Origin of the sequence: Streptomyces sp. NPDC057474 (assembly GCF_042802555.1) — a bacterium.
In the GTDB taxonomy this organism is placed as follows: Bacteria; Actinomycetota; Actinomycetes; order Streptomycetales; family Streptomycetaceae; genus Streptomyces.
Genome location: NZ_JBHVDX010000064.1, coordinates 26,576 through 42,929 on the forward strand (window position 1 = coordinate 26,576; position 16,354 = coordinate 42,929).

Consider the following 16,354-nt stretch of genomic DNA (forward strand, 5'->3'; position numbering starts at 1 on the left):
CATACAGCGACCAGTTCCCCCGCGAAAGAAGCAGTGATTCCCATGGCCAAGCGAATTGACGTCAGCGGCCTCAACGCCTACTACAGCTCCTTCCGAGCCATCGAGGACATCTCGATGGCCATCGAGCCCCGTACGGTGACGGCCTTCATCGGCCCCTCCGGCTGCGGCAAGTCCACGTTCCTGCGCACCCTGAACCGGATGCACGAGGTCACGCCGGGCGGCCGCGTCGAGGGCAAGGTCATGCTCGACGACGAGAACCTGTACGGCGCCGGGGTCGACCCGGTCTCCGTGCGGCGTGAGGTCGGCATGGTCTTCCAGCGTCCGAACCCGTTTCCCACGATGTCGATCTACGACAACGTGGCGGCGGGCCTGAAGCTGGTCGGCGGCAAGAAGAAGTCCGAGCTGGACGACATCGTCGAGAAGTCCCTCAAGGGCGCGAACCTCTGGAACGAGGTCAAGGACCGCCTCAACAAGCCGGGTTCCGGCCTCTCCGGCGGTCAGCAGCAGCGGCTGTGCATCGCCCGCGCGATCGCGGTCCAGCCGAACGTGCTGCTCATGGACGAGCCGTGCTCGGCGCTTGACCCGATCTCGACGCTCGCCATCGAGGACCTCATCGGTGAGCTGAAGGAGCGCTTCACGATCGTCATCGTGACGCACAACATGCAGCAGGCGGCGCGTGTCTCCGACCGCACGGCGTTCTTCAACCTCTCGGCCGTCGGGCAGCCCGGCAAGCTCATCGAGATAGACGACACGGAGCGGATCTTCTCCAACCCGTCCGTCCAGGCCACGGAGGACTACATCTCCGGGCGCTTCGGCTAGGCCGACGTCTAAAGAACCCCTCGCGGTGCTGCATGGCGGTGCCGCCGCGAGGTAGGTAAAGGGCCCGCCCCCGGCTCCCGGGGGCGGGCCCGTCCTCGTTGGGGGCGGGTGACCCGGCGCGGGCCGGTCCGTGCTCGTCGTCTCGTACATCGCCCACGACCGGGACCGCTTCGACACGATCGGCCACCTCGGCGAGGCCGTGGTCGTCACCGAGGGCGACGCGGCTCGGCATTCCGCCGGCAAGGAGACGGCCGGGGGAGGCGGTGTGGGAAGACTCTTCGTACGGCGCTGTGGGAAGACTCTTTCGTACGGCGTTGTGGTTCGAGGTCACCCGGCGGTGGTGCTCCGCTGCCGTTCCAGAACAGGATGTTCCACGCCGTCGCCCGCCCCGGCGAGATCCGCTTCCGGCTCAACTCGCTGACGCGGGACGTGTTCGCGCTGTACGCGGCGCTGGTGCAGTGGCCGACCTGGCCGGTGGAGCGGTTCTGGGGCAGGACCCTGGCGCTGTGCGTCGCCGGACTCGTCTACGGACGGCGGCCTTGGCATCCTGCTCGGTGCGCCGGTGCGGGGCGAGTTGGAGGGCATGTCCACCGAAGTCATGGCAGGCCTGGTCGACATGGGCCTGCAGAACCCGATCCTCCCCCCGCCGCCGACCGGACGGGCCTGTGGGCGCTGCCGAGTCACGGGCCGGTGCAGGTCGCCACGGCGGCCGGGCTGCTGGTCTTCGCCGCCCGCACCTGGTCGGTCGTACGCCGCCTCCCGGACGGGCCCGGCACGGGTGCCCCGGCTGCCCGAGGGCCGGCCGCAGGCCTCCGCCGACAGCCAACGAGGCCGCGGTCGACCGTGCGGCCGGGCTCGGGGGAATGCCGTGCGGTCAGAGGAACGCCAGGTTCACGATCCAGAAGCTCGTCGCGGCGACCAGGGCCGCGGCCGGCATCGTGATGAACCAGCCGAGGATGATGTTCTTGGCCACGCCCCAGCGGACGGCGTTCACGCGCTTGGTGGCTCCGACGCCCATGATCGCCGAGGTGATGATGTGGGTCGTGGAGATGGGGGCCTTGAAGATGAAGGCCGTGATGAACATGATCGACGCGCCGGTGGTCTCGGCGGCGAAGCCCTGCGGCGGGTCGAGTTCGATGATCTTCCGGCCGAGGGTGCGCATGATGCGCCAGCCGCCCGCGTACGTGCCGAGGGAGAGCATGACCGCGCAGACGATCTTCACCCAGACCGGGATGGGGTCGCCGTAGTCCTCGACGTCCGCGATGACCAGGGCCATCACGACGATGCCCATCGTCTTCTGGGCGTCCTGGAGACCGTGCCCGAGGGCCATGCCCGCTGCCGACACGGTCTGCGCTATACGGAAACCGCGCTTCGCCTTGTGCGGGTTGGCGCGACGGAAGAACCACATGATCGCCGCCATCACCAGATAGCCGACGACCAGGCCGACCAGTGGTGACACGAACATCGGGATGACGACCTTCTCGAGCACGCCGGACCAGTAGACCGTCGTACCGCCCGCGAGTGCCGCGCCCACCATGCCGCCGAACAGCGCGTGGGAGGAGGAGGACGGGAGGCCGAAGTACCAGGTGACGAGGTTCCAGGTGATCGCGCCGACCAGTGCCGCGAAGAGGATGCCCATCCCCTTCGAGCCCTCGGGCGTGGAGATCAGGCCCTCGCTGACCGTCTTGGCGACGCCGCTGCCGAGGAAGGCGCCGACGAGGTTCATGACCGCGGCCATGGCGAGGGCCGCGCGTGGCGTCAGCGCGCGGGTCGACACCGAGGTCGCGATCGCGTTCGCGGAGTCGTGGAAGCCGTTGGTGTACGTGAAGAAGAGCGCGACCCCGATGGTCACGACCAGAGCGAAGGTGTCCATGAAGGGTTCAGGACTCCTTGACCGCGATGGTCTCCACCGTGTTCGCCACGTGCTCGAAGGCGTCCGCCGCCTCTTCCAGCACATCCACGATCTGCTTGAGCTTGAGGACCTCGATGGCTTCGTACTTGCCGTTGAAGAGCATGGCCAGCAGCTTGCGGTGGATCTGGTCGGCCTGGTTCTCCAGCCGGTTGACCTCGATCCAGTACTCCGTGAGGTTGGCCATGGTCCGCAGGTTCGGCATGGCCTCGGCGGTCAGCTCGGCGGCCCGCGCCAGCACCTCGATCTGCTGCTCGACGCCCTTGGGCAGTTCCTCCACGTTGTAGAGGACGACCAGGTCGACGGCCTCCTCCATGAAGTCCATGATGTCGTCGAGGGAGGACGCGAGGTTGTAGATGTCCTCGCGGTCGAAGGGCGTGATGAACGAGGAGTTCAGCTGGTGGAAGATCGCGTGGGTGGCGTCGTCACCGGCGTGTTCAGCGGCCCGCATACGCTCTGCGATCTCGGCCCGGCTGGCGGTGTCCGCCCCGAGCAGTTCCATGAGGAGTTTCGAGCCCGTGACGATGTTGTCCGCGGACGCGGCGAACATGTCGTAGAAGCTCGTCTCCCTGGGGGTCAGACGAAAGCGCACGTGGGGTCCTCGGTATGCATCGGTTTCGGTCAGGCTGATGCTAGGCGCATCATCCGGCCACGGCTAATGGGCCGTCCCCCAGTGTCGCCCATCAGGCAGATTGACCGGCAGGGGGGCCGCCTGCAGGGCGTATACCCGCCAAAGTTCGATACCATATACCCGGTAGGGGTATAAGTCTGGAGGCTGCGATGACGACCACAGGGGCCGGCGCTGAAGTGCCCTCCGCCGTAGAGGCCGTAGACGGTGTGGAGCCGGGTGTCGTGACCGACCACGACCGTGGAATCCACGGGTACCACGACCAGAAGGGCGAACATCTCAAGCGTCTGCGGCGCATCGAGGGGCAGATCCGTGGGCTCCAGCGGATGGTCGACGAGGACGTCTACTGCATCGACATACTCACCCAGGTCTCCGCCTCCACCAAGGCCCTGCAGTCCTTCGCGCTGCAACTCCTGGAGGAACACCTGCGGCACTGCGTCGCCGACGCGGCCCTCAAGGGCGGCGCCGAGATCGACGCGAAGGTGGAGGAGGCCACGAAGGCGATCGGGCGGCTGCTGCGGACCTGAGGGCCGGGGGAGTCGGCGGCCGTGCTGCCGGGGGGCGCTTTTCGGCCACCGGGTGCGGCCGCCGAATACGGCCCCTGGGCGCCCGCCCGTTACCGGGGCGGTTCGTCCTCGTGGGCGCGCTCTTCCCAGACGCGCAGGACCTCGTCGATACGGTCGGGGCTGAGGCGGTCGCCCTCGGTGGCCGAGGCCGCGATGATGAGGTCGCCGCAGAGCTCGATCTCGGCGAGGGCCACGTGGTCCTGAACCGCCGTACCGCCTGCCGGAGCCACGCGCATCACCTCTTCTCTGCCGTCACCGACTCCTAGGGTAGGCAGCGGTCCACAGCCGGCGCATGGCACCAACGGACCATTTCCGGCCCCGTACTTTCCGCTACCCCTCCGCGATCTTCCCGGCGTAGATGTCCTCGGGCCTCGGCAACCGTACGGCGACGGGGACGCCGAAGTCGTACAGCAGGGTCGTCGAGGCGACGGCGACGGTGCCCTGTTGGCCGCCGTTGACGAAGCTGAAGCGGTGGCGGACCTTGCGGATGCGGCCCTCGTCGTCGAGGTAGGCGTCGAAGGGGACCCGGGCGGTGGCGAAGCCCCTGGCGGCGGCGCGCAGGGGAGCCCGGTTGCTTTCGGAGGCCGCGCGGGACGCCGTCATGAGGTCGGCGGTGCCGCGGTAGTGCCGGACCCGGGTGCCGTCGACCTCGGTCTGGCCGACGAACCTCGCCGTACGCGTCCCGCGCAGCACCTCGGCGGCGGCGAACGGGTCGGTGGCGCCGCCGGTGACCAGATTGCCGTCGGAGAGGGTGCCCGTGTCGACGCGGACCCATTTGTCGGCGGGGACGCCCGCGCCGCGGTTCTTCATGAACAGGGCGCCGGGGGCGAGGAGTTCGGTGATCGGGCGGTGTTCGCTGCGGCCGGCGGGGTCGTGCGGGAGCAGCACCTTGAGTCGGCCGAGCTGTCTGCCGTAGTCGTAGACGCCCTCGCCGTGGATGGTCACGCGGGTGCCGCCGGTGGCCATCTCCATCTCCGTACGGGCCTTGGAGCTGCCCGCGCGGACGAGGGTGGGGGCGGCTCGGTGCAGCAGTTCCACCGGGTCGGAGGGGAGGGAGTCGTCGGCGAGGCCGCCGCCCGCACAGCCGGTGACACCGGCCGCGCCGACGATGAGTCCCGCCGCGACGAACACCGCGCCCGTTTTGCCGTGCCGCCGCGTCACCATCGCCTGCCGACCCCCTCGCCGGGTTTGTACCGGGTCCTCCTGCTCGTTCGGATAACGACGGGTGGGGAGGGTTGTCACGCCGTGCGCTCAAGAGCTCGGGGCGGCGGTTGTAGTGCGGCTGAGGGGTCGGGTTCGGCTGGTCGCGCCCCGCGGCGGAGCCGCAGATGTCACAGCCCGCGCCCCTTCAGGGCTTCGCCCCCGCGGGGAGCGGGCGGGCGGAGGGGAACACGTGTACTTGCCTTGGGTAACGTTGGGGGTGTGGCGCATCAGGACGAGCCGGTACCTCCGCAGCATCGTACGACCACCGTCGAACAGGGCCGCTTCTGCGTGGCGAGATGCAGTTGCGGCTGGCGTGGCCCGGCCAGACGGGCGCGGAGTCTGGCCCGGACGGACGCGGAGGGGCACACGACGAGCGGGGCGTGAGGGCTATGCGTGGCGGAGGGTCGCCAGGAACTCGTCGATCAGTTCCCGGTCGCGGGGCTGGGTGAGACGGTCGCGGGCGGTGGCCGGGTCCAGCCAGAGGATCCGGTCCACCTCGTGGTTGGGCTCGAAGTGGCCCTCGGCCGCCGCCTCGGCCGCCCAGTAACTCACCTGCTTGGCCCGCCCGTTGACGAAGTAGTGGGTCGTGGGCAGCCGGGGGCCCGGCGTGCAGCGGTGGCCGGTCTCCTCCTCGACCTCGCGCAGCGCGCAGGCGAGAGTGCCCTCGTCGCGCTTCAACTTGCCCTTGGGGTGCGACCAGTCGTCGTACTTCGGCCGGTGGACCAGGCAGATCTCCAGGTCCCCGCCGTCGGGCGAGCGGCGCCACAGGACGCAGCCCGCCGCCTGGATGATGGCGTGGGCTTTCTCGGTCACGACGTGCTCACCGCCTCCTTCTGCCAGGACTGCTGGAACGCGAACCGGGATGCCTCCACTTCGTGGCGCTGGTCGGCGTGGAGGACGCCGAGGGCGTAGGCCGTGGCCGGGGCGATACGGGGGGTGCGGGCGGCGGCGGCCGCCGCGGAGGCCGCTTCGGACGCGTCCCGGTGACGGTTGAGTGCCTCGCCGGCCGCGAGGAGGCGTACGTCGACGGGCACGGCCCCGGGGTGCAGGACCTCCAGGGCGTAGCGGTGGAGGCGGAGCAGAAGCCGTACCTGGTGCCAGGGGGCGTCCTGGGGGTGGGGCGCGGTGTCGGGGGAGAGGCCGTGGATGAGGGCCTCGGCGTTGTAGGGGTGGCCGGCCGTGTGGAGGGGGAGGCCGGTGACCGCGTCGCGGAGTCGGTCGTGGGCGGCGGCGGCGAGGGGGCGGAGGTCCGCGGCGGGGGCGGTGGGGGTGAGGGGGACCTCGCTGGCGAGGACGGCGACGTTGTCCGCGACGGCGTGGAAGCGGCTCGACCCGAGGGCCTGGAGGGCGGCGGAGTGGGCCCGGGTGCGGGCGAGGGTGAGCTGGCGGTCCAGGAGGGCGCCGGCTTTCGCGGCGCCGACGGTCAGGTTTCCGCGGTCGGGGGTTGCCGTGGGGCGGGTACCTGGGCCGGCGGTGCCGGGTTCCGCGGAACGGCCACCGGCAGCGGAGGCGGCGGTGCCGGAACGGCTGGCCGCGGCGGCGGTGGAGCGGGCGGGCATCGGCGCCTGGACGGGGAACGTCGTCGCTCCCGACAGGCGGTTCAGGGCCGTCACCAGGCGGTCCAGCCGTGCCGCGTACGCGTGTTCGCGGCCCAACGTGCCTGACAGCCAGGCCAGTTCGGGGCGAAGGGATTCCGACCAGTCGGTGTCGAGGAGAGGCCGGAAGGTGTGCAGCGTGCCGCTGATGCGGCGGGCCGAGCGGCGCAGGGCGAGGGCCGCGTCGGTGGACTCCTCGGCTCCGGCCGCCGCGCCCCCACCGGTCTCACGGTGGGTGCGCAGCGCGCGGAGGAACTCCGTGGCCTGGGCCCGCAGATAGCAGGCGACCGCATCGGCGGGTACGACCGTGGGGTCCGTGGGGTCAAGGTGTTGCTGTGCCACGCCGGCGCCTCCGGGCGTCAATGAGCATCTCCTGGACGTTGCGCAGGGGCTGGCCGTCCGCGTCGGTCGAGTGCCGGGTCCACTCGCCGTCGGGACCGAGGTGCCAGGAGGAGGTCGTGTCGGACATACCGGTCTCGAGCAGGCGGTTGAGCGCCGCCCGGTGGGCCGGGTCGGTGATCCGGACCAGGGCCTCGATCCGGCGGTCGAGGTTGCGGTGCATCATGTCGGCGCTGCCGAACCACACCTCGGGCTCGCCGCCGTTGCCGAAGCCGAAGATCCGGGAGTGTTCGAGGAAGCGGCCGAGGACCGAGCGGACCCGGATGTTCTCCGACAGACCCGGGACGCCGGGGCGGATGGCGCATATGCCGCGCACCCACACGTCGACCGGCACACCCGCCTGCGAGGCCCGGTACAGGGAGTCGATGAGCGCCTCGTCCACGATCGAGTTGACCTTGATACGGACGTGTGCGGGACGTCCGGCACGGTGGTGCTGGACCTCCTTGTTGACGCGGGCGATCAGGCCGTCGCGCAGGGACTTGGGCGCGACGAGGAGGCGGCGGTAGGTCTCGCGGCGCGAGTAGCCGGAGAGACGGTTGAAGAGGTCGGAGAGGTCCGCGCCGACCTGCGCGTCCGACGTCAGCACGCCCAGATCCTCGTACAGCCTCGCCGTCTTCGGGTGGTAGTTGCCCGTACCGACGTGGCTGTAGCGCCGTAGCGTCTCGCCCTCCTGGCGGACCACCAGGGACAGCTTGCAGTGTGTCTTCAGACCGACCAGGCCGTAGACGACGTGGCAGCCGGCCTCCTCCAGCTTGCGTGCCCACTTGATGTTGGCGTGCTCGTCGAAGCGGGCCTTGATCTCGACCAGGACGAGGACCTGCTTGCCGGCCTCGGCGGCGTCGATGAGCGCGTTGACTATGGGGGAGTCGCCGGAGGTCCGGTACAGGGTCTGCTTGATCGCGAGGACGTCCGGGTCGTCGGCCGCCTGCTCCAGGAACGCCTGCACCGACGTCGAGAAGGAGTCGTACGGGTGGTGCAGCAGCACGTCCCGGTTGCGCAGGGCGGCGAAGATGTCGGGCGCGGACGCCGACTCGACCTCGGCCAGGTCGCGGTGGACGCCGGCGACGAACTTGCGGTACTTCAGCTCGGGCCGGTCAAGGGAGGCGATGCGGAAGAGGCCGGTGAGGTCCAGGGGCCCGGTCAGCGGGTAGACCTCGGACTCCTTGATCTTCAGCTCGCGCACCAGCAGGTCCAGGACCTCCTGGTTGATGTTCTCCTCGACCTCCAGGCGCACCGGCGGCCCGAAGCGGCGCCGCATGAGCTCCTTCTCCAGGGCCTGGAGGAGGTTCTCGGCGTCGTCCTCCTCGACCTCCAGGTCCTCGTTGCGGGTGACCCGGAAGGCGTGGTGCTCCAGCACCTCCATGCCGGGGAACAGCTCCTCCAGATGGGCGCCGATCACGTCCTCCAGGGGGACGAACCGGCCCGGGGAGGCCTCCAGGAAGCGGGACAGCAGCGGCGGCACCTTGACGCGGGCGAAGTGCGAGGTGCCGGTCACGGGGTTCTGCACGCGTACGGCCAGGTTCAGGGAGAGACCCGAGATGTACGGGAAGGGGTGCGCCGGGTCGACGGCCAGCGGCGTCAGGACCGGGAAGATCTGGTGGCGGAAGAGCGTGAAGAGGCGGGCCTGCTCCTTCTCCGCCAGCTCGCTCCAGCGGACCAGGTGCACGCCCTCCTCGGCCAGGGCCGGGGCGACGTCCTCGTGGAAGCAGGCGGCGTGCCGGGCCATCAGCTCGCGGGAGCGGGCCCAGATCATCTCCAGCACCTCGCGGGGCTGGAGGCCGGAGGCGGAGCGGGTGGCCACGCCGGTGGCGATGCGGCGCTTCAGGCCGGCCACGCGGACCATGAAGAACTCGTCCAGGTTGCTGGCGAAGATCGCCAGGAAGTTCGCCCGTTCGAGGAGGGGGGTGTTCGGGTCCTCGGCCAGCTCAAGGACGCGCTCGTTGAAGGCGAGCCAGCTGCGCTCCCGGTCGAGGAAACGGCCCTGCGGCAGCCTTTCGCCTTCGTGCTCCTCCTCCTCGTACCCGTCGAGGTCGGCGTCGATGTCGGGTTCCAGGTCGGAGACCGCGGCCGACACCGTGTGCGGGCGGTGGCCCGTTATGGAGCCGACGGTCGGCTGTGCGTGCTGGACCTGGTCTGCCTGGGCGTTGGACTGGCTCATGACACCATTGTTCCGCGCCGCGAGCATCACAGGCGCGTCGGACAGGGCCGGTGGGAGTGCGGGGACGGGCGAGGAGGCGTTCGCGGCGTCGTTCGCGGCGATGTCCGCGTCGATGCGCGCGACGACACCGACGGCGGCGTGGTCCGGGGCGACGGGCGCGGTCGCACGGGGGCCGCTCCCCGCGCTCTTCCCGTTGCTTGGGCCGTTGCGTGGGGGAGGCGAGGGCTCGGGCACGACGGGGTTCATTGCGGAAGCGTCGCAAGGTCGTCTGAATCGCCGGTTACGAAGACCTTACGTGCGGGATAGCGCAGGGAGGACCGCCGGTTCCGCGGAAGCACGCGCGAGGCCCCGGCGCACACCATTTCGCCGTCGTGCACCGTTTACCTGTCGTACGCCGTCGGCACGCCCCTCCCCCTGTGGGAAGGGCGTGCCGGGTCGATGGCCGGCCCGTCGTGGCGTGGGCGGGGGTGCCGTCAGCGTGTGCGGCGGCGTAGCAGCCAGAAGGCGGCGGTGGTGGCGAGGACGGTGACGGCGAGGACGACGCCGGTGGCCATGAGGTGCAGGGGCCAGAAGTGCGAGGGCGGGTGTACCTCGGCGTACAGGCCGGTGAACTCGTGGTTGGCCATGCACGCCCGGACGGCGTCCGGGCCCGCGCCGTCGAAGCAGCTGAGGTCCGAGACCCGGGCGCCCGACTCGGTGACCGAGCCGAGGGCTATCTGGTCCGCCTCGTCCCGCACCATGCTCGCGGCCACGTCCGTGAGCGTCTCGGTGGGCCACAGCTCGCTGGTGTGCCGGTCGAGGTACACGTGGAACCAGGACATGAAGCCGACGGCCACGGCGAGCGCCGGCAGCGCGCGCCTCAGGGCGAGGCCCGCCAGGGCGCCGACGGCCAGCGCGCACAGGGCGTACGCCACGAGCAGGGGGCCTCGGTTCACCATCGGGTCGGGGTTGAACCACTCGTCGCCCACCATGCCCCGGTCCGACGCCCAGGTCGCGCGGTAGAGCAGGACCAGCACGCTGGTGCCGAGGACGAGCGCGACGGCGGGCACGGCCAGTTTGGCGGTCAGCCACCGCGTCGGGGTGACCGACTGGGTCCAGGCCAGCTTCGCCGTGCCCCGCTCCAGCTCGCGGCCGGTCAGGGCGGCACCGGCCCAGGCGGCCACGCCGTAGCAGAGGTAGGAGACGAGTGTGCCGATCATGCTCAGGTCCGAGCTGTACGTCATCGCCGCCGCGACGTCGATGCACGGGTCGCTGTCCCCGCAGGAGGCCACCTCCTGGTCGATCCGGGGCAGCGTGACGATCCGCAGCCAGAGCAGCCATCCGGCCATGGCCAGCACGTACCCGCCCCACACCAGCAGCGCCGAGCGGTGCAGGCGCAGCACGGTCCAGACAAGGCCGCGGGGGCGGAGGCCGCGGCGGGTGGCGGGGGCCCCGGGGACGGCGGGTGTGGTCGTGGCGGTCATGGGGTGCCTCCCGTACGCGGCGACGAGCCGGCTCCCGTACGCGGCGACGCGCTGCCTCCCGTACGGCGGCGCAGCAGGTGGAACGCGGCCAGGACCAGCAAGGCGGTGATGCCGAGGACGATGCCGGTCTCGACGAGTTGGAGGGACCAGAAGTGGGAGGAGGGGTGGAAGTCGGCGTAGTAACCGGCGACGTCGGACCGGCCGCAGGAGACGTCCACGCACGCCGCATTCGAGACACGGTCGCCCGAGGTGAGGACGATGCCGCGGTCGACCAGCTCGCCCGTCCAGTTCGGGTCGGGGGTTTTGGACACGAGGGTCTCGACCGGCCACAGGGCATGGCGCTGCGTCCGGAAGATGCTCATGAAGACCGCCACGCCCACGAACCCGGCGGCGAGCGCGGGCAGCGAACGGCGGATCAGCAGGCCGGCCAGGACGCCGAGGGCCAGGGCGAGCAGGGCGTAGGCGGTGGCGAGGGTGCCGTTGCCCGTGAAGGTGCTGTAGTCGAACCAGTCTTGGTTTCCCAGCGCGTGCCGCAGCCGCTCCCCCCGCCACCACACCAGGCGGTTCAGCAGGGTCAGCAGGACCGTCCCCGAGACGATGAGGGCGGCCGGGACCGTGAGGTTGGCGGCGAGCCAGCGGGTCGGGGTGACGGACTGGGTCCAGGCCAGCTTCGCCGTACCGCTCTCCAGCTCGCGGGCGATCAGGGCACCGCCCGCCCAGGCGCCGATCAGGGCGGGGGCGATGGTGAGGACCGCAAAGCCCAGGTTGACGGCCAGCCCGTAGTGGGAGTACACGGGGCCTGTCGGGCAGTAGTCTCTCGTCGCGCAGCCGCTCCTGACGTACTCCGCCCAGGCCGCGTCCACCACCGGTCCGGCGGCCCACACCAGGCCGCCGGCGGTCAGCACCACCAGCAGCCCCCAGAACCACAGTGCCGACTGATGCACGCGGAGCGTCGCCCGGATCAGCCCCCGGACCGGGGTCATGGCCCGGGCGGGGGCCGGGTTCCCGGAGCGGGCGGCCGGGGTCGCGGCGGTCTCGGTGGTCGTGGTGCTCATACCGCCGCCTCCCGCGCTTCGGCCCCGTCGGTCTCGTCCGTCTCGTCGGCGTGGTCACCGGCACCCAGGTCGTCGACGGTGAGGGCCGGAGCCTGAGGTGCCCTCAGGTGGGCGAGGACCAGCTCCTCCAGGGTCGGTTCGGCGGTCTGCCAGCCGGGGCCGACGGGGCCCTGCGGGCGGATCAGCGCGGTGAGCTGACGCCCCGTCGTGCGGGACTCGACGACCGTGTGCGGGGCGAGATCGCCGGCCGGGCCGGTGACCAGGGTGTGCGCGGCGAGGATCTCGTCCAGCGGGCCCGCGAGCCGGACGCGCCCGGCGCCCAGCAGGAACAGGTGGTCGCAGGAACCCTCCAGTTCGGCCACCACGTGCGAGGACATGACAACCGTGGTGCCGTGCTCGGCGGAGTCCGCGAGCAGGGTGCCCATCAGCTGGTGCCGGGCGAGCGGGTCGAGGTCGGCCATCGGCTCGTCCAGGAGCAGCAGTTCGGGCCGCTTGCCGAGGGCGAGGGCGAGTGCGACCCGGGTGCGCTGGCCGCCGGAGAGGGAGCGGATCTTGGCGTCCCGGCTCAGCCCGCCCGCGTCCACCACCCGCTCGGCGGCGGTCGCGTCCCAGCGCCGGGGGTTGAGTTCGTGGCCCAGCCGCAGTGTCTGGGCGACGGTCAGCTGCGGGTAGAGGGGCTTGTCCTGGGCGACGTACGCGATGCGCTCGCGGGCCGCCGCGGGGGTCGTACCCAGCACACTGATGACGCCCTCGGTGGGGGCGAGCAGCCCGGCCGCGTGGGCCAGGAGTGTCGACTTGCCCGCGCCGTTCGGTCCGACGACCGCGCACACCCGTCCCCTCGGCAGCCGCAGCGTGCAGTCGCGCAGCGCCCAGCCCCCCTGCCGCCACCCGAACTTCTTGCCGAGCGCGGCCGCCTCCATCGCGGTCCCCGTCATGCCTCGTCCCCCCGATCTTTCCGATCCAGCTGATCTTTTGTGAAGTGTTCGTCCAGGACGGACGTGAAGAGCGCCTCCACGTCGTCCCGTTCGAGCCCGGTCTCCCGGGCGCGCTCGGCCCAGCCGTCCAGCTCGGCCCGCAGCGGCGAGTCGACCGGTGCGATGCCCAGTGACTTGCGTACGAACGTGCCGAGGCCGCGGCGGGCCTCGACCAGGCCTTCGCGCTCCAGCTCGCGGTAGGCCTTCAGCACCGTGTTCGGGTTGATCGCGGTGGCTTCCACGACCTCGCGGGCCGTGGGGAGCTTGTCGCCGGGCTCCAACAGGCCGAGCCGCAGGGCCTGTTTGGTCTGGTGGACGATCTGCACGTAGGTGGCGACACCGCTGCGCCGGTCGATGCGGTACTCGACCACTCGGACAACCACCCTTTCACTAATTGAGTAGTGAAAGGGTGGTGCAAGAGAGGGGGCGGTGTCAACAACACCGCCCCCAGCCTGTGGAAAACTCCGGGTACGTCAGGTTTCGCTGCGGTACATCAGGTCCGTCTCGTACGTCACGAAGCCCAGGCGTTCGTAGACGGTCACCGCCGCCTTGTTGTCGGCGTCGACGTAGAGCATCGCGGTGGGCAGGCCCTGGGCGGCGAGGTGGCGCAGGCCGATCGTGGTGAGGGCCTTGCCGAGGCCGCCGCCCTGGGCGCCGGGGCGGACGCCGACGACGTACACCTCGCCGAGCTGTTCGGCGGCGTGCGCCTTCGTCCAGTGGAAGCCGATCAGTTCGGCGCCGCCCTCGCCGTGCCGCTCGGCCAGGAAGAAGCCCGCCGGGTCGAACCAGGGCTCGGCCTCGCGGTCGTCGAGGTCGCGCTGGGTGAGGGAGCCCTGTTCGGGGTGGTGGGCGAAGGCCTCCGCGTTCGCGGCGAGCCAGGCCGCGTCGTCCTCGCCGGGGACGAAGGCGCGGACGGTGACGCCCTCGGGGAGCACCGGCTCGGGCGGGTCGAAATCGGCCAGGGAGCGGCGCATCTGACGCAGTTCGCGGAAGAGCGTGAGGCCGAGGACCTGGGCGAGGTGGCGGGCGGCGGAGTGGCCGCCGTGCGCCCAGACGCGCAGGCGCTTGCCGGACTCGGCGAGCAGGGCGGAGCCGAGCGCCCGGCCGTGGCCGTGGCCCCGGTGGGAGGGGTGGACGACCAGCTCGGCGGCGGGGGCCTCGACGGGGTCGGTGTCCTCCAGCTGGGCGTAGCCGACGAGGTCCTCTCCGGCGGTGAGGAGGAGGTGACGTACGCCTTCGCGGGGGCCGCCGCGGAGCTGGAGGCGGCCCTGCTCGGACACCGCCTGTTGGCCGTCCACCTGGGCGGCCTCGTCCAGCAGGGCGAGTACGACGTCCCTTTGGGTGGCGGTCAGGTCCAGGCGGGTTTCGATGCGGCGCGCTCCGCTGGGCTGGGCCGTGTCGTCGCTGGTCATGGGTACGAGGTTAACCGGGGGTGCGGTGGGAGGGCGCCTATGAGCTCGGCCGGTTCTGTGCGCTGGCGGGTGCGGCTTGAATGTGGCGGGTCGCGCCCCGCGGCGGAGCCGCAGATGTCACGGTCCCGCGCCCCTGTTGGTGCCGATTCGTTCCGAGTCCTCCTTGATGGCAACCAGGTCGTAACCATGAACCCCCTGCCGCGCTACGCGCGTTGACCCTAGGCTTCGGCCGCACGGGGCCTGTTCTCACGTTTCTCTTACTTCTCACGAATCCAGGGGGGCACATGTCAGCCACACCCCAAGCGCAGCGCCGCAGAAGCCGCCGTAACCGGATGCTCGCCGCCGCGGCCGGCCTGGCGACCGTCGGGGCGCTGGCCGCCGCGATCCCGGCGAGCGCCGGTGAGGCGGAGTCTCACAAGCCCGGCAAGAGCAAGCCGCGGTACCAGGACGTGCAGCTGCTGTCGTTCAACGACCTGCACGGCAACCTGGAGCCGCCGGCCGGTTCCTCGGGCCGGGTGACCGAGCTGCACGAGGACGGTACGACCACGACGATCAACGCCGGTGGTGTCGAGTACCTGGCCACGCACCTGCGGGAGGCCCGCAAGGCCAACACGAAGTTCTCGATCACGGCCGCCGCGGGTGACATGGTCGGCGCCTCCCCGCTGATCTCGGGCCTGTTCCACGACGAGCCCACCATCGAGGCGCTGAACGGGCTCGACCTCGATGTGACGAGCGTCGGCAACCACGAGTTCGACGAGGGCGCCAAGGAACTCTCCCGCCTGCAGAAGGGCGGCTGCCACAAGGTCGACGGCTGCTACGTCGAGGGCAAGAAGTTCAAGGGCGCCGACTTCCCGTACCTCGCGGCGAACGTCATCGAGGAGAAGACCGGCAAGCCGCTCCTGAAGCCCTACTGGGTGTGGAAGAAGAACGGCGTCAAGATCGGCTTCATCGGTGTGACGCTGGAGGACACCCCGGGCGTCGTCTCCGCCGAGGGCGTCAAGGGCCTCAAGTTCAAGGACGAGGTCGAGACGATCAACAAGTACGCCAAGGAGCTGGAGAGCCAGGGCGTCAAGTCGGTCGTCGCGCTGATCCACGAGGGCGGTCTCCCCGCCTCCCAGTCGTACAACTACGACTGCGACTCGCCCGGCGCCGGTGACGGCATCTCCGGTCCGATCGTCGACATCGCCAAGAACATCACGCCGAAGGTCGACGCCGTCGTCACCGGCCACACGCACGCCGCGTACGCCTGCACGATCAACGACCCGGCGGGCAAGCCGCGCATGGTCACCTCGGCCGCGTCCTTCGGCCGCCTCTACACCGACACGACGCTGACGTACGACCGTCAGACCAACGACATCTCCCGTACGGCCGTGAAGTCCGCGAACCACGTGGTCACCCGGACCGTCGCGAAGGCCGCCGACATGACGGCCCTCATCAGCAGGTGGAACACCCTCGCCGCCCCCATCGGCAACCGCACCATCGGCTACATAACCGGCGATGTGGCCAACGTCGGCACGGAGACCCCGATGGGTGACCTCATCGCCGACGCGCAGTACTGGTACGGCAAGACGCTGGACCCCGAGGTCGACCTCGCGCTGATGAACCCCGGTGGTGTGCGCGCGCCGCTCACCTACGCGGCCAAGGGCACCGAGGGCGACGGCGTGGTCACCTACGCCGAGGGCTTCACCGTCCAGCCGTTCTCCAACACGGTCAACCTGCAGTCCTTCACGGGCGCCCAGATCATCTCCATCCTCAAGGAGCAGGTGAGCGGTTCGAACACCGCCGCGCCGAAGGTGCTGCTGCCGTCGTCCGGTCTGACGTACACGCTGGACCTGACGAAGACCGGCGCGGACCGGATCGCCGCCGACACCGTCAAGCTCAACGGTGCCGCCATCGACCCGGCCGCCACCTACCGTGTCGCGACCAACAGCTTCCTCGCGGGCGGCGGCGACGGCTTCCCGACGCTGGGCCAGGGCACGAACGACCTGGTCGGCGCGGACGACCTCGCCGCGCTCGAGCAGTACCTGCTGGCCAACTCCTCGGCCACGAGCCCGATCGCGCCGCCTGCGGCGAACCGGATCACGATCATCAGCTAGGCGTCTTCGGCAAGCCGTGCGCCAACGGCTTGTGTGTGGCTGATCGCGCAGTTCCCCGCGCCCCTGTCCAACAGGGG

The 16,354-nt window shown here is 70.7% G+C and carries 15 protein-coding genes; 3 read left to right on the forward strand and 12 right to left on the reverse strand.

The features are described 5' to 3' along the window. The first annotated feature begins 42 nt into the window (after positions 1-42). Positions 43-819 (forward strand): phosphate ABC transporter ATP-binding protein PstB, encoded by a 777-nt coding sequence (pstB, locus tag ACFU53_RS19825; RefSeq protein WP_383993729.1) that lies wholly within the window; start codon positions 43-45, stop codon positions 817-819. A gap of 874 nt (positions 820-1,693) precedes the next feature. Here pstB and ACFU53_RS19830 read toward each other — a convergent pair. Together ACFU53_RS19830 and ACFU53_RS19835 are read right to left on the reverse strand one after the other, a co-directional pair. After that, positions 1,694-2,692: an anion permease gene (locus ACFU53_RS19830; RefSeq protein WP_383993732.1), complete on the reverse strand. Its 999-nt coding sequence runs from the start codon at positions 2,690-2,692 to the stop codon at positions 1,694-1,696. Positions 2,693-2,699: 7 nt separating this feature from the next. Further along, positions 2,700-3,320, reverse strand: a complete 621-nt coding sequence (locus ACFU53_RS19835) for a DUF47 domain-containing protein (protein WP_383993735.1) — start codon at positions 3,318-3,320, stop codon at positions 2,700-2,702. Positions 3,321-3,508: 188 nt separating this feature from the next. Here ACFU53_RS19835 and ACFU53_RS19840 point away from each other — a divergent pair, with 188 nt between their 5' ends. After that, a complete protein-coding gene (locus ACFU53_RS19840; RefSeq protein ID WP_383993737.1) occupies positions 3,509-3,883 on the forward strand; it encodes a metal-sensitive transcriptional regulator in 375 nt (124 codons plus the stop codon). Between the two features lie 89 nt (positions 3,884-3,972). Here ACFU53_RS19840 and ACFU53_RS19845 read toward each other — a convergent pair whose 3' ends face one another. From ACFU53_RS19845 to mshD, 10 genes are all read right to left on the reverse strand, one after another. After that, positions 3,973-4,158 (reverse strand): hypothetical protein, encoded by a 186-nt coding sequence (locus ACFU53_RS19845; protein ID WP_383993740.1) that lies wholly within the window; start codon positions 4,156-4,158, stop codon positions 3,973-3,975. Positions 4,159-4,252: 94 nt separating this feature from the next. Continuing rightward, positions 4,253-5,086, reverse strand: a complete 834-nt coding sequence (locus ACFU53_RS19850) for a hypothetical protein (protein ID WP_383993743.1) — start codon at positions 5,084-5,086, stop codon at positions 4,253-4,255. 426 nt (positions 5,087-5,512) lie between these two features. Next, positions 5,513-5,938 (reverse strand): NUDIX hydrolase, encoded by a 426-nt coding sequence (locus ACFU53_RS19855; RefSeq protein ID WP_383993746.1) that lies wholly within the window; start codon positions 5,936-5,938, stop codon positions 5,513-5,515. Then, positions 5,935-7,062 (reverse strand): CHAD domain-containing protein, encoded by a 1,128-nt coding sequence (locus ACFU53_RS19860; protein ID WP_383993749.1) that lies wholly within the window; start codon positions 7,060-7,062, stop codon positions 5,935-5,937. The genes ACFU53_RS19855 and ACFU53_RS19860 overlap by 4 nt, the downstream gene beginning before the upstream one ends. Continuing rightward, entirely contained in the window at positions 7,043-9,277 is a 2,235-nt protein-coding gene (locus ACFU53_RS19865) for an RNA degradosome polyphosphate kinase (RefSeq protein WP_383993766.1), read from the reverse strand. The genes ACFU53_RS19860 and ACFU53_RS19865 overlap by 20 nt, the downstream gene beginning before the upstream one ends. Positions 9,278-9,750: 473 nt before the next feature. After that, on the reverse strand, positions 9,751-10,740 hold the full coding sequence (locus ACFU53_RS19870; protein WP_383993752.1) for an ABC transporter permease: 990 nt from the start codon (positions 10,738-10,740) through the stop codon (positions 9,751-9,753). Beyond that, entirely contained in the window at positions 10,737-11,795 is a 1,059-nt protein-coding gene (locus ACFU53_RS19875) for an ABC transporter permease (RefSeq protein WP_383993755.1), read from the reverse strand. Before ACFU53_RS19875 ends, ACFU53_RS19870 begins: the two co-directional genes overlap by 4 nt. Beyond that, entirely contained in the window at positions 11,792-12,730 is a 939-nt protein-coding gene (locus tag ACFU53_RS19880) for an ABC transporter ATP-binding protein (protein ID WP_383993758.1), read from the reverse strand. Before ACFU53_RS19880 ends, ACFU53_RS19875 begins: the two co-directional genes overlap by 4 nt. Beyond that, the gene (locus ACFU53_RS19885) at positions 12,727-13,140 is read right to left on the reverse strand and encodes a GntR family transcriptional regulator (protein ID WP_383993769.1); all 414 of its coding nucleotides are present in this window, start codon (positions 13,138-13,140) and stop codon (positions 12,727-12,729) included. The genes ACFU53_RS19880 and ACFU53_RS19885 overlap by 4 nt, the downstream gene beginning before the upstream one ends. A gap of 102 nt (positions 13,141-13,242) precedes the next feature. Continuing rightward, entirely contained in the window at positions 13,243-14,181 is a 939-nt protein-coding gene (mshD, locus tag ACFU53_RS19890) for a mycothiol synthase (protein ID WP_383993760.1), read from the reverse strand. Positions 14,182-14,465: 284 nt separating this feature from the next. On the opposite strand from mshD, the gene ACFU53_RS19895 reads away from it, so the two are divergent. Beyond that, a complete protein-coding gene (locus ACFU53_RS19895) occupies positions 14,466-16,277 on the forward strand; it encodes a bifunctional metallophosphatase/5'-nucleotidase (RefSeq protein ID WP_383993763.1) in 1,812 nt (603 codons plus the stop codon). Positions 16,278-16,354: the final 77 nt, after the last annotated feature.